At 63.9% G+C, this 12,378-nt stretch carries 12 protein-coding genes; 9 read left to right on the top strand and 3 right to left on the bottom strand.

Annotation, left to right across the window (positions count from 1 at the left end):
• Positions 1–261: a hypothetical protein gene (locus G552_RS16745; RefSeq protein WP_245575143.1), complete on the top strand. Its 261-nt coding sequence runs from the start codon at positions 1–3 to the stop codon at positions 259–261.
• Between the two features lie 263 nt (positions 262–524).
• Entirely contained in the window at positions 525–722 is a 198-nt protein-coding gene (locus G552_RS16260) for a hypothetical protein (protein ID WP_169447879.1), read from the top strand.
• Here G552_RS16260 and G552_RS14970 read toward each other — a convergent pair.
• Positions 719–1,528, bottom strand: coding sequence for an IMP dehydrogenase (locus G552_RS14970; RefSeq protein WP_245575142.1), 810 nt, complete (start codon positions 1,526–1,528; stop codon positions 719–721). The genes G552_RS16260 and G552_RS14970 overlap by 4 nt on opposite strands.
• Positions 1,529–1,919: 391 nt before the next feature.
• Between G552_RS14970 and alaS the strand changes: the two genes are divergently transcribed.
• The 3 genes from alaS to mltG are packed head-to-tail and all read left to right on the top strand — an operon-like array spanning position 1,920 to position 6,081.
• Positions 1,920–4,577 carry an alanine--tRNA ligase gene (gene alaS / locus G552_RS0107380; RefSeq protein WP_027882458.1) on the top strand — a complete coding sequence of 886 codons (2,658 nt, stop codon included), beginning with the start codon at positions 1,920–1,922 and terminating at the stop codon, positions 4,575–4,577.
• Positions 4,578–4,618: 41 nt separating this feature from the next.
• Positions 4,619–5,023, top strand: coding sequence for a Holliday junction resolvase RuvX (ruvX, locus tag G552_RS0107375; RefSeq protein WP_027882457.1), 405 nt, complete (start codon positions 4,619–4,621; stop codon positions 5,021–5,023).
• Positions 5,024–5,037: 14 nt separating this feature from the next.
• The gene (gene mltG / locus G552_RS0107370) at positions 5,038–6,081 is read left to right on the top strand and encodes an endolytic transglycosylase MltG (RefSeq protein ID WP_051195732.1); all 1,044 of its coding nucleotides are present in this window, start codon (positions 5,038–5,040) and stop codon (positions 6,079–6,081) included.
• Here mltG and rlmB read toward each other — a convergent pair.
• Entirely contained in the window at positions 6,078–6,794 is a 717-nt protein-coding gene (rlmB, locus tag G552_RS0107365; RefSeq protein ID WP_027882455.1) for a 23S rRNA (guanosine(2251)-2'-O)-methyltransferase RlmB, read from the bottom strand. The genes mltG and rlmB overlap by 4 nt on opposite strands.
• A gap of 50 nt (positions 6,795–6,844) precedes the next feature.
• A complete protein-coding gene (locus G552_RS0107360; RefSeq protein ID WP_027882454.1) occupies positions 6,845–7,957 on the bottom strand; it encodes a type IV pilus twitching motility protein PilT in 1,113 nt (370 codons plus the stop codon).
• Positions 7,958–8,193: 236 nt separating this feature from the next.
• Between G552_RS0107360 and G552_RS0107355 the strand changes: the two genes are divergently transcribed.
• The 4 genes from G552_RS0107355 to G552_RS0107340 all read left to right on the top strand — a co-directional run bounded on the left by G552_RS0107355 (position 8,194) and on the right by G552_RS0107340 (position 11,888).
• Positions 8,194–8,628: a universal stress protein gene (locus tag G552_RS0107355; RefSeq protein WP_027882453.1), complete on the top strand. Its 435-nt coding sequence runs from the start codon at positions 8,194–8,196 to the stop codon at positions 8,626–8,628.
• Between the two features lie 20 nt (positions 8,629–8,648).
• Positions 8,649–9,434: an ABC transporter permease gene (locus G552_RS0107350; RefSeq protein WP_027882452.1), complete on the top strand. Its 786-nt coding sequence runs from the start codon at positions 8,649–8,651 to the stop codon at positions 9,432–9,434.
• Positions 9,435–9,522: 88 nt separating this feature from the next.
• A complete protein-coding gene (locus G552_RS0107345) occupies positions 9,523–10,851 on the top strand; it encodes a TolC family protein (protein ID WP_027882451.1) in 1,329 nt (442 codons plus the stop codon).
• Positions 10,848–11,888, top strand: coding sequence for a TolC family protein (locus G552_RS0107340; protein ID WP_027882450.1), 1,041 nt, complete (start codon positions 10,848–10,850; stop codon positions 11,886–11,888). Before G552_RS0107345 ends, G552_RS0107340 begins: the two co-directional genes overlap by 4 nt.
• Positions 11,889–12,378 lie beyond the last annotated feature (490 nt).

Raw genomic sequence — 12,378 nt, 5'->3', positions numbered from 1 at the left:
ATGGTCAACCCCCTTCTGACCCGCTTCGAACTCTCCCTAGCCGGGCTACCCCAGATTATTGGCTGGGCCACCCCAGTGGTTTTTCGCCGGCGCAGCCTGCCCGACAAATGGTCGGCCCACGAAAACTTCGCCCACCTGGCCCACTTCACCTTGGTCACCCAGGAGCGCATGGCCCGCATCCTGCGGGAAGAGGCCCCCCTGATCGAGCGGTTGCGCCCCGACCACGAACCGGCCTTACTGCGCCGCGTGCGGCGCATCTAGCCTCGGTCGAGCGAAGCCCCGAGGAAGTGCTGGACGAGCTAAAACGGCTGCGGGGCCAGCTCAACCAACAGGTGGCGGCACTGAGCGAGGCCCAGTTGGGGCGCATCGGCATCCACAGCGCCGCTGACCAATGCCCCTTAGGGAGTGGCTCGAGCTTTTCCTGGTGCACGAGGCCCACCACCTCTATCTGGCCTTCTGGCGTATCCGTGAGGTGTTGCAACAAGCCCGATGAACTCGCATCCTTCGACCTTCTAGCAGCGGGTATGCACCCTTTGCGGGGCCTGCTGCGTAGCGCCCGAATACCGCACTGCAAAAACCGCTGGGCCCGCCAGCATCTCGACCCTCCATGCCGCTGCCGTAACTACACCCTGGACTGGGTTTGCGGCGAGGTTGCACCCCTGCCAACGCTCGAGCTTCGCGTTGCGCGGTACCTGGAAATATACGGTCTGGCCGATGGCTAATGCACCCCGGCCTCGGCGATGGCCGCCGCCGAGTTTAGCGCGAAGCGCACATTGCCGCGGAACTCACTCAGGTTGGTGGCGTTGACGTAGGTCATGGCGCTTTGCAACCCCTCGCGCAGCCGGGCAATGGCCTCCTGGGCGGTGTGGTGGAAGGCCCGCAGGGTCTGGGAGGAGCCTTCGATGAAGTTGTGCTTCTCGGTCACCAGGGTGGAGGCCATACCATACAGCAGCACCCCCACCAGCTCGCCGTCCTGGCGCAGCAGCACCTCGTCCTCGAAGCTACCCGAGGCAAAGAACTTGCCCATCATCACCCCATCGGCATAGACCAAGGCCTTCACGAAGTCGCCAGCGCTGTTGACCCCTCCGTCGGCGATGATTTGGGCGTCTTGTAAGCCCACGCTGGCCTGGAAGCGGCGAATCTCCTCCAAAAGGGAAAGCTGTCCCACCCCTACCCCGGTGTTGATGCGGGTAGTGCAGACCGAGCCCGGCCCCACTCCTACCTTGAGGATGAAGCGGCGGAATCCGGAGAGCTTCATCAGCCAGTAGGCATAGGCGAAGCCCTCGATAGAACCCACATTGCCCAAGATGACCCCACTATCCACGCCCAGCGCCCGGATTTTGTGCAACACCGGCAGCACCGCAGCATTGGCCCCATGGGCGATGTCGATAGAAACGAAGACCAGATTGGGCTCCGCCAGAAGCTCGGCCAAAAACTCCTCCGGCTCGTTGGTGCCCAAGGCCGCGCCCACCAACGCAGGGGCGCTGTCGCGCACGTCCTGGAGGCGCTCCGCCTGGGAAAGCCCCACCCGCGGCAGAATATGCAGCCCGCCTTGGCCCTGATCCCACACATCGCGGGGCGAAGCGGGCCCGCATCATGCGCATAGAGGCACCAAAGGCGGGGAAAAGCTCGAGGGAGCCCCGCAGGGTATAGAACAACTGGCGGGTGTCCACCTGGCGGCGCGAGACCGGCTGGGTAAGAAAGGTGGGCACGATGGTCTTGTCGGCAAAGGTGTAGTAGGTCTCGAGGCGGGGATAAGGGTAGCGGGCCAGATCGGCCTGGGTGCGCTCCAGGGCTTCCTGGGCGATTTCCTCGAAAATCCCGTAGTTCACGGTTTTGTATTCTATAACCAGCCGGCTAGAGAAGTGTAAAGCACCTCGGGCAGAAAAAAGCCAGAAAGCGCGCTATGCTGGTTAGGGATGAAGACCGCCGAGATTCGCGAAAAGTTCCTCCAGTTCTTCCAGTCTAAAGGACACCTGCGCCTGCCCAGCTTCAGCGTGGTGCCGCAGGACGACCCCACCCTGCTCTTCATCAACGCCGGCATGACCCCCCTCAAGCCCTACTTCCTGGGCAAAAAACCCGTCTTTCCCGGATACGAGGGGGAGTGGCACCGGGTCACCACCTGCCAGAAATCGGTGCGCACCGGCGACATCGAGAACGTGGGCCGCACCAACCGCCACCAGACCGTCTTCGAAATGCTGGGCAACTTCAGCTTCGGCGACTACTTCAAAAAAGAGGCTATCGAGTGGGCCTGGGAGTTTCTGACCGATAAAAAGTGGCTAGGCCTCGAGCCCGATCGCATCTACGTGACCATCTACAAGGACGACGACGAGGCTTTCGAGCACTGGACCCGGGTAGGCGTACCACCGGAGCGAATCCACCGCTTCGACGCCGACGAAAACTTCTGGCCACAGAATGCGCCCACCCAAGGCCCCAACGGCCCCTGCGGCCCCTGTAGCGAGATTTACTACGACCGGGGCCCAGCGTTCGGCTCGGACACCTGGGCCGACTACTACCACACCCGCGAGTCCAACCGCTTTGTGGAGCTGTGGAACCTGGTCTTTCCCCAGTACGACCGCAAGGAGGGCGGCCTCTTAGAACCCCTGCCCCGGCCCAACATCGACACTGGGATGGGGCTTTCCCGGGTAGCCATGGTGCTGCAGGGGGTACGCGACTTCTACGAAACCGACGAGTTCGTGCCCCTGATCCAAAAAATCGTGGAGCTGAGCGGGGTGAGCTACGAAGGGCCCAGCTCGGTGGCCCACCGGGTGATCGCCGAGCATACCCGGGCGGTAAGCTTCATCCTGGCCGATGGGGTAGCCTTCTCCAACACCGGACGAGGCTATGTGGTGCGCCGGTTGCTGCGCCGGGCGGTGCGCTTTGGCTACCTGCTGGGCCTGCGCCAGCCCTTCATGTACAAGCTGGCCGTGGTAGTGGCTGAGGTGATGGGTGGGGTCTACCCCGAGCTAAGGGAGAACCTCGAGGCCATCCAAAAACAAATCCGAATCGAGGAAGAGCAGTTTCTGCGCACCTTGGAAAGCGGCATCAAGCGGCTGGAGGCCATGCTGGCCCCCCTAGCGCCGGGCGACACCCTCTCCGGCCAGGAGGCCTTCACCCTCTACGACACCTACGGCTTCCCTCTTGACCTGACCGTCGAGATCGCCGGGGAGCGGGGCATCCGGGTAGACACCGAGGGTTTCGAGAAGGCCCTGGAGGAGCAGCAGGAGCGGGCCCGGGCCAAAGCGGCCTTCAGTAAGGAGCTTTTCCAGCGTTCCCACCAGGCCCTAGCCGCACTGGCCGCCGAGTATGGCGGAACCCAGTTCGTGGGCTACGAGACCCTGGAAGCCCAGGCCCAGGTCAAGCTGCTGTTGGCAGGAGAGCTGCTGGAAGAGGCCCCCGCCGGCACCGAGGTGCAGGTCGTGCTCGACCGAACCCCCTTCTATGCCGAGGGCGGGGGCCAGGTAGGCGACTCGGGGATTTTAGAGTGGGAAGGCGGTTGGGCTAAGGTCTTCACCACCCAGAAAAACCCCGATGGCCTCTATCTGCACATGGCTCAGGTCGAGGAGGGCACCCTCAAAGCGGGCACGGGGGTGCGGGCTTTGGTGGACATCCACCGGCGCGACACCGAGAAAAACCACACCGCCACCCACCTGCTGCACGCCGCACTGCGGGCCGTGCTGGGGCCGCACGTGCAGCAGAAAGGCAGCTATGTGGGCCCGGATCGGCTGCGCTTCGACTTCAGCCAGTTCGAGCCCATCGCACCCAAAGACCTGGCTCGAGTAGAGCTGCTGGTCAACCGCTGGATTCAGGCCGATTTTCCCGTTACCTACACCTACAAGCCCCTGGAGGAGGCTCGTAAGGAAGGGGCTATGGCCCTCTTCGGGGAGAAGTACGGCGATGTGGTACGGGTGGTGAGCGTGGAAGGCAGCGTAGACCACGTCACCTCCAAGGAGCTTTGCGGCGGCTGCCACGTGCGGCGCACCGGTGAGATCGGCGCGTTTGTGGTGGTGGCCGAGGAGGCCGTGGCCGCTGGGGTGCGGCGCATCGAGGCCCTGACCGGCAACGCCGCGGTGGTCTTTGTACGGGAGACCCTGGAGCGGGTAGGCCGGCTGGCCCGCGAGCTGGGGGTTTCCCCCGAGGCCCTGCCGCTGCGGGTGGAAAAGCTGCAAGAGGAGCTTAGGGCTCGCGAGAAGGATGTCGAGCGGCTCAAGCTCGAGCTGGCCCGGGCCCAGCTCCAAGGCGCGAGTACCCCGCTAATTAAGGAGGTGGGCGGGCAGCGCTACCTCACGGTGCGGCTGGAGGGCCTCGAGGCCGGGGCTTTGCGTAACGCCGCCGATGAGCTACTGGACAAACACAAAGCCGACCTGGTAGCGGTGGGCTCGGGGCAGAACCTGGTCATCAAACTCGGCAAGGCTGCCCTGGAGCGCGGGCTGGATGCGGGCGTGCTGATGAAACAGCTATCGGCCCAAGCCGGGGGGCGCGGGGGCGGCAGGGGGGCCTTGGCCCAGGGAGGCGGTTTCGATTTAGATAAGGCCTTCGCCGCTTTGCCAGAGGCTTTGGCCCAGGCTACCCCCTAGCCCTCATTTTCTCCAGCGGGCGTTGCGGAATAATAGGCGGAATGAAGGTACTGGCCTTGGATGTCGGCGAGGCCCGTATTGGTCTGGCGGTGGGCGAGACCGGCTCACCCTGGGCCTTTGGCCGGGGCTATCTGGTGCGCAAGAACCTCGAGGCCGACCTCGAGGCCCTGGTCGCCTTGGCCCAGCGAGAAGGGGCCGAGCGCCTGGTGGTGGGCCTTCCCCTGCGCACCGACGGCAAACCCAGCACCCAGGCCGGGCGGGTACTGGCTCTGGTGGAGGCCCTGCGCCAACGGGGGCTATGGGTCGAGCTTCTAGACGAGCGCTACACCACCCGGCTGGCTCAACAGCACCTGCGCCACGCCCCCAAGCGGGTGCGCCAGGAGAAGGGCCGGCTGGACGAGGCTGCGGCCATCGCCCTGCTGGAGTCATACCTGGCTGGGGTATAAAAGAGAAGCGTCGTATGGAAGAGCTGAAGCCCCCCACTCTCCCCGATGAACCGGGCAAGTCGCCCAACCGCTGGGTGCTGCGAGGGGTGCTGGGGATGTTCCTCCTGCTCGCGGCTATGCTGGGCTACATCCTCTACCTAATGGGCCCCACCGGGGCCAAAGCTGAGGTGCGCATCGCCAAAGGGAGTGGGGCCGCGGCGGTGGGACGGTTGCTCGAGGAGGCCGGGCTGGTGCGCTCGGGCTCGCTTTTTGCCTTGTATCTGCGCTTTTCCGGCCAGGATAAAAAGCTCCGCCCGGGCTACTACCGGCTGGAGGGCAAGGGGCTAAGGGCGGTGGCCCTGGCCCTTACCGATGTGTCCCGCCCTCTGACGGTGCGCATCACCTTTCCTGAGGGCTGGCGGGCGGTGGAGATAGCCCAGCGCCTGAGCGAGAACAACCTGGACGGCCCCGGTTTCCTAGAGCTGGTGCAGAATCCTCCCGCTGAGCTGCGCCCTGCCGAGGCCAGAGGCCCCACCCTGGAAGGCTACCTCTTCCCCGCCACCTACGAATTCCCCCTCGACGCTAGCGCCGAAGACATCCTCCGCACCATGACCCGCCGCATGGCCTTGGAGTTCACCCCCGAGGCCAAAGGCCGCCTGGAAAAACTCGGCCTCGATGTGCACGAGTGGGTCACCCTAGCCTCCATCGTGCAGGCCGAGGCGGCCAACGCTACAGAAAAACCCCTTATTGCCGGGGTTTTTCTCAATCGGCTCGAGCTGGGGATGCCCCTCCAGGCCGACCCCACCGTGGCTTACGGTCTGGGCAAGCGCCTGAACGAACTCGACCGCCGGGCCGGCGATTTTGAAAAAGACACCCCCTACAACAGCTACACCCGGCGTGGCCTACCCCCTGGCCCCATCGGCAACCCTGGGGCCGAGGCCCTGCGGGCGGTGCTCAACCCCCAGCGCACCAACGAGCGGGGCCAGAAGTACCTATACTTCCTACACGCCCAGGGCCGGTTGTTCCTCAACGTGGACTTCCAAAGCCACCTACGCGACGTGGCCAGGTATTACCGCTAGATTTTGCCCCGCCCCAGCCCAACCTGGTACAGCACCACCCCCAGCGCTACCGCCGCGTTCAGGCTCTCGGCCCCTGGGGCAAGGGGAATCCGGGCCAGCTCATCGCAGTGCTCGGCCACCAAACGGCGCATGCCTTCGCCCTCGGAACCGATGACGATGGCCAAAGGGCGCTGGTAGTCGAGCTGGGCAATGGTCTTGCTGGCCTTGCCGCTGGTGCCATAGACCCACACCCCTTGCTGCTTGAGGGCCTCTAGGTAGCGCGGCAGGTTCTTGACCTGCACCAGCGGGATTTTTTGCGCCGTACCCGCCGAGGCCTTTACCACCAAAGCAGAAAGTGGCGCGCTGCGGCGGGCCTCGCTCACTACCCCATGGGCCCCCAGGGCAAAGGCGCTGCGGATGATGGCCCCGTAGTTGCGCGGGTCGGTCAGGCCGTCCAGCACCACCAGTAAGACCGGCTCTTTGCGCTTTTTAGCCAGGGCAAAAGGCGCCCCTGGATCGGCGTAGCTAAGCTCTTCAACCTCGGCCACCAACCCCTGGTGCTGGGTGGTTCGCACCATCTGGTCCAGCTCGATGCGGGGCACCAGCGTGTAGGCCACCCCCAGCCGCTCTAGTTCGCGTAAAAGCCAGCTCTCCACACCCCGGGCCACCCAGACCTGACCCACCCGCCCCTCGCGCAGCGCCTCCAAGACCGGGTTGCGCCCGTAAATCAGCATAGAACCAGTCTAACCCGCCTTGGGCTGGGGTGGGGTTGTGGCCTATAGGCTCAGTTGCCCTGCTGGGCTATAGCCTCGTCGATGAGGGTCTGGCGGGCAGCGTTGATCTGCAGGGCTTTAACCTTGACATACTGGGCGCTGGTGGCATGGGCCAGGGCGGTTTCCAGATCGATCTGGTCGCGGGCATAGAGTTCGGCCAGGTGGTCGTCGAAGGTCTGCATCCCATCCAGCGAGGAGTCCTTGAGGGCCTCGTAGATCTCATGGGTGCGGTTCGGGTCTTTGATCAGGTCGCGGATGCGCAGATTACCCTTGAGAATCTCCATTGCGCAGATCCGCCCCCCCTGTTTACCAGGCAATAGGCGCTGTGAGACAATCCCCACCAGCGACTCGGCAAAGAGGATGCGGGCTACCTCTCGCTCGTGCGGCGGGAAGAGGTCAAGCACGCGGTTGACGGTGCGCACGGTGTCGAGGGTATGCAGGGTGGAAAAGACCAGGTGGCCCGTCTGGGCGGCCTCGAGGGCTGCTGCAGCGGTAGCGTGGTCGCGGATCTCCCCGATCATGATGACATCAGGGTCTTGGCGCATAGCCGCCACCAGCCCGTCCTTGAAACTAGGGGCATCCTGTCCGATCTCCCGCTGTACCACGATGGACTTTTTGGCCCGGTGCAGGTACTCAATGGGGTCCTCCAGGGTAATGATCATCTTGGAGTGGTGCTGGTTAATCTCGTCAATGATGCGGGCTAGGGTGGTGGACTTGCCCGAGCCGGTGGGGCCGGTGACCAACACCAGACCCTTTTCCTTATCGCGGAAATAGTTGATGGTCTCCTGTGGCAGTGAGACGATTTTGAGCCTGCTTTCGTCGGAGTTAACTACCCGCATCACGCAGCTCACCGAGCCACGCTGCATAAACAGGTTGACCCGGAAGCGGGCTACCCCCGGCACCGAGTAGGCTAGGTCTACCTGCTGCCGCTCGGCAAAAATAGCCTTCTGCCGCTCGTTGCACATCATGTCTACCAGCGCGGCAGTGTACTGGGGGGTGAGGGGGCTCTGGGTCACCGGGCTTAGCTTGCCGTGCAGGCGAGCCATCATGGGCAGCCCAGCGTGGATGTGAATATCGGATACACCTTTAGCCACTAGGTTCGCCAATAGCTCAGGGAAGGTCATACGCTGGCGATTGTAGGACGGCTCTATCAGACCCCAGGGGTTTAATGAACCCTCTACTGTTACGTTAATTTGGTGCATCTGCACTTGACAAAGAGTACGTGCCCTTTTCCCCTCTCTATCGACTTTTCGCGCTGATTAGGGGGCGTTACGTGGTCGCAGCATGCCGTTACGTAGACCGGGGCTTTCGTCCCTCTCCTTAGGGTCTAGATTAGACTTGAGCAAAGCGAGGAGGCGCTATGTACAAGAAAATCCTGATGCCTACCGACGGCAGTGCCTGTAGTCAGAAGGCCATTGCGGAAGGCCTCGAGCTGGCCAGGCACATGGGGGCCAGCGTAACCTTTTTGTATGCGGTGGAAAACATTAGCTCGAGCCTGTGGATCAGCCCCGAGAGCGTGCCCTATGGCCTCGAGCTGATCGAAGACCTGAAGCGGGTGGGCAGCGAGGCCCTTAGCAAGGCCCGTGATCTGGCCAAGACCGCCGGGGTGGAGGCCCAGACCAAGCTGGTGGAGGCCCGACCGGTGGAGGCCATTCTAGCCGAGGCCAAAGAACACGACCTGATCGTAATGGGCACCCACGGGCGCAGCGGGCTGGATCGCTTCATGCTGGGCTCAGTGACCGAGGCGGTGCTGCACCGCTCAGACAAGCCGGTGCTGGTGCTGCGCTGCAAGTAAAGTGTGCCTAAACTGGTAGGGTGCTTGGTAAGCTCCGCGCTCTGCTCGCCGCCTGGTACGCCTACTTCCTGGAATACCGCGCCGAGGTGGTGCTGTGGTCGCTCTCGGCCATGCTACCCCTGATTCTGATGGGGGTCTGGACCCAGGCCGCCAACGGGGGCGATTTTGCCCTTTCCGCTTCTGAGTTTGCCCGCTACTTCCTGTGCGTCTTTCTGGTGCGCCAGCTGACCATCGTCTGGGTCATCTGGGAGTTCCAGGACGACGTGGTGCAGGGACGACTCTCCTTCAGGCTCCTGAAGCCCATTGACCCGGTTTGGGATCACCTGATGCAGCACCTGGCTGAGCGGCTGACCCGGCTGCCCTTTGGTCTTTTGATTGTGGCCCTTTTTTTGCTGGTCTATCCCCAGGCCCGCTTTGTACCGGAAATAGAAGGCGCTGCGCTGGGGCTATTGGCCGCTCTGGCCGCCTTTTTGCTGCGCTTTTTAATGCAGTACACCTTTGCTATGCTCTGTTTCTGGACCGAGCGGGGAGCCGCCATCGAAGAGCTATGGTTCATGCTGTACCTGTTCCTATCGGGGCTAATTGCCCCGCTCTCGGTCTTTCCCGAGGCGGTGCGCAGCCTGGCCCTCTTAACCCCTTTCCCCTATCTGGTGTATTTTCCTGCGGCCTTGCTGGCCGGGCTGCCCCTGCCGGTCGGGGTGGGCCAAGGCTTCTTGGTACTGGGGGTTTGGTTTGCGCTATTCTGGGTACTCAACCGCTGGCTCTGGCGCAAAGGGCTCCGGCAGTTTTCCGGTATGGGGGCTTAGAATTGTAACGCCCGGCCTTCACCAAACCTACACACACCGTACTACACCCATACACGAGGAACGCCGAAGATAGCCCCGTGGAGGTAGCGTGAAGAGACTGGTTCCCACCGTAGCCACCCTGCTTGCCCTGGCACCTCCTGCTTTGGCCCAGGGGGCCCTCGAGCTCTCCCAGGCCCTGCAAGCCCTGCCCAGCACCCTGGACTGGAAAAGCGCCGACCTGAACTACGAAAGCGCCCTGCGGCAGCTCGAGGCCGCCCTGGCCGCCCAGGGCCTCAAGCTCGCGGGCGGGGCCGACTACACCCTGCGGGAGAACACCGGCAGCAACCTGAGCCTTTCCGCTACGGCCAGCCTGGGGGTTCTGCCCTGGTCGAGTAGCGCCGATGCCGTGCAAAGCGCCCAGCGGGCCTTGGAGCGGGCCGCCCTAACCCGCCTCGAGGCCCGCAACAACCTGTACCTCAGCCTACACAACCAGTACTTCAACCTGCGCTTAGCCCAGTCCGACCTGGAGATTGCCCAGGCCACCTTGGCCCTGCGCGAGCAGCAGCTACAGGTCGCCAGGGCACAAAACCAGGCCGGCAGCGCTACCCTAAGCGAACTGCTTACCGCCCAGCAAAACCTGGACACAGCCCGCTCGGCTTTGCTGAGCGCCCAGGGCGCACTGGAGCTGGCCCGCCTAACCCTGGCGGCCACCCTGGGCCGCCGCCCGCAGGACCTAGGCCCACCCAGCACCTCCCCCAGCGAGCCGGAGCTACCCAGCGAAGACCTCGAGGCCCTGCTGCAAAAAGCCCTAGCCCAGCGGCCCGATGTACAGCGCAGCCTTTCCTTGCTCCAGGAGGCCGAGGCCAACCTAGCCAGCGCCCAGCGGGAGCGGCTCATCCCCAACGCGACCCTGAACGCTGGATACAGCAGCCCCGAGGCCAGCCTGGCGGCTGGTCTCAACTTCAAAAGTGGCGTGGCCTCGCTCTCCGCTGCCATTCCCCTGGTGCAGGGCAGCAGCCTGGGGGCCGCGGGCTGGAGCCTGGGGCTTTCGCTGAGCCTGCCCATCCTCGAGCCGGCAGGCGACAGCCGCATCGCCAGCGCCCAGACCGCTCTGGCCTCGGCCCAGCTGGCCCTCGAGACCGCCCGCCGGGCTGCCGAGCTGGATGTGCGACAAAAGCTGCAAAACCTGAAAACCGCCAAGGCCAGCATCGCAGCAGCCCAGGCTGGTTTGAACTCGGCCAGCCAGACCCTGCGCACCGCCCAGGCCCGCCTCCAAGCTGGCACCGGCACCCGCCTGGAGGTGCAGGCCGCCCAGCTGGCCCAGCTCCAGGCCCAGCGCAACCTCGAGGCCGCCCTGATCCAGGCCCAGCTGGCCGCCTTGGCCCTGCAAAACGCCCTCGGCACCGACCTGACCGCTTCTTTGGGAGGAACCCGATGAACCGCTTATTCGCCCTTACCCTCTTGCTTGGCTTGGCCCTGGCCCAGAACAACCTGACCCTGGTGCAGGCCCTGTCGCAGGCCTACCGCCAGGGCCCCAGCCTGCAAAGCGCCCAGGCCACCCTGCAGAATGCTATCCTGCAGCGCACCGCCCTGGAGGCCGACCCCAGCACCCTGATCGTGTCCCTCACCCAGGCCCGGCAAAATGCCACGCTAGCCGAGGTGAACCTCGAGGCCACCCGCCTTTCGGTCATGCAGAGCGTGGTCAACGCCTACATTAGCCTCTACGAGGCCCAGCAAAACCTGGCCCTCTTCCAGGCCCAGGTGGCCCTGAACCAGCGCAACCTGGAGGTGGCTCGAGCCCGTCTGGCTGCGGGCAACGCCACCGCGCTGGACGTGGCCCGGGCCCAGACCACCCTGGACAGCTCGAGGCAAGCCCTGACCAACGCCCAGGCACAAATCCCGGTGCTGGCCGCACAACTGGCCACCCTTCTGGGCCTGAGCGACCTGGGCAACGTGAATATCGCCCCCCCACCCAGCCCGCCGGCCCTGGAGGCCAACCTCGAGGCCCTGCGCCAGGGCCTTTTCCAGCGGCTCCCCGGCGTATTGCAGGCCCAGCAGGCGGTGGAGCTAGCCGAACTCAACGTGAAGCTTGCCGACAACGACTACACCCCCGCCGTCCAGCTCAACACTGCCAAAACCAACCTGGAGAACAACCAGCGCGCCCTGCAAACCGCCCAGCAAAACGCCCTGACTAGCCTGAGCAACGCCTACCAGGCCGCCCAGAGTGCCTATAAAAGCATCGCCCTGGCCCAGGCCAACGTGGATAACGCCCGCAAAGTGGTGGAGCAAAGCCAAGCCGCCCTGCGGGCTGGCACCATCTCGGCTTTGCAACTCCAGGCCGACCAGGTCTCGCTGCAAAGTGCTCAGTACAGCCTGACCCAGGCCATGGGCAACTACTGGAAGGCCCTGGCGGCTTTCTCTGTAGCCGCCGGGCAGGACTTCACCGGCCTGGTACGCCAGGCCAGCAGCCCCTAGGCACGAACCTATCCTGGATGCCGGATGCTGGTATTTGCGCATGCTTTATAGGCGCGCTCATACAGCCTCCTCCCCTGCATCCTCAAACAACCGCAAGTAGGGCTCGAAGCGAAAGCGGCGGTTGCGGGCATGGCCGACGATCTCTCGCAGCAAGCCAATATTCTCCTGTCGGCGCCAGCAGGGGTGATCCCCAGCCAGTGACAATGGAGTGGTCGAACAGACGATCCTTCACCCGCTGGCCGTTGGCGGCAGCGCGGCCCGGGTGTCGGGTTGAAGGATATAATGCCCAGCGCGGTTAGCTTTGTTTTCACTTGCGTCCATCATGGCGCGCATCTCAAGAGCTTGATAAACGGTGCGTTTATTATAGACACCACATGGCCCCATAATCAATGCAGTGTAATCGGTCAACACATGTGAGACTGGGGAACCGACTCCTCCTGCATCTTAGCTAAATACTCCAAGGGAGCAAGACCCCCCAGGGCCATGTGAG

The sequence above is a fragment of the Meiothermus rufus DSM 22234 genome (assembly GCF_000423425.1).
Taxonomy (GTDB): Bacteria; Deinococcota; Deinococci; order Deinococcales; family Thermaceae; genus Meiothermus; species Meiothermus rufus.
Note: the sequence above shows the minus strand (reverse complement) of the source record. Positions and strands in the feature narration are given on the sequence as shown.

What these genes read in the sequence shown, in the direction of transcription:
- G552_RS16745 (WP_245575143.1), top strand. Translation starts at nt 1, where the DNA reads ATGGTCAACCCCCTTCTGACCCGCTTCGAACTCTCCCTAGCCGGGCTA.
- G552_RS16260 (WP_169447879.1), top strand. Translation starts at nt 525, where the DNA reads ATGCACCCTTTGCGGGGCCTGCTGCGTAGCGCCCGAATACCGCACTGC.
- alaS (WP_027882458.1), top strand. Translation starts at nt 1,920, where the DNA reads ATGAAGACCGCCGAGATTCGCGAAAAGTTCCTCCAGTTCTTCCAGTCT.
- ruvX (WP_027882457.1), top strand. Translation starts at nt 4,619, where the DNA reads ATGAAGGTACTGGCCTTGGATGTCGGCGAGGCCCGTATTGGTCTGGCG.
- mltG (WP_051195732.1), top strand. Translation starts at nt 5,038, where the DNA reads ATGGAAGAGCTGAAGCCCCCCACTCTCCCCGATGAACCGGGCAAGTCG.
- rlmB (WP_027882455.1), bottom strand. Translation starts at nt 6,794, where the DNA reads ATGCTGATTTACGGGCGCAACCCGGTCTTGGAGGCGCTGCGCGAGGGG.
- G552_RS0107360 (WP_027882454.1), bottom strand. Translation starts at nt 7,957, where the DNA reads ATGACCTTCCCTGAGCTATTGGCGAACCTAGTGGCTAAAGGTGTATCC.
- G552_RS0107355 (WP_027882453.1), top strand. Translation starts at nt 8,194, where the DNA reads ATGTACAAGAAAATCCTGATGCCTACCGACGGCAGTGCCTGTAGTCAG.
- G552_RS0107340 (WP_027882450.1), top strand. Translation starts at nt 10,848, where the DNA reads ATGAACCGCTTATTCGCCCTTACCCTCTTGCTTGGCTTGGCCCTGGCC.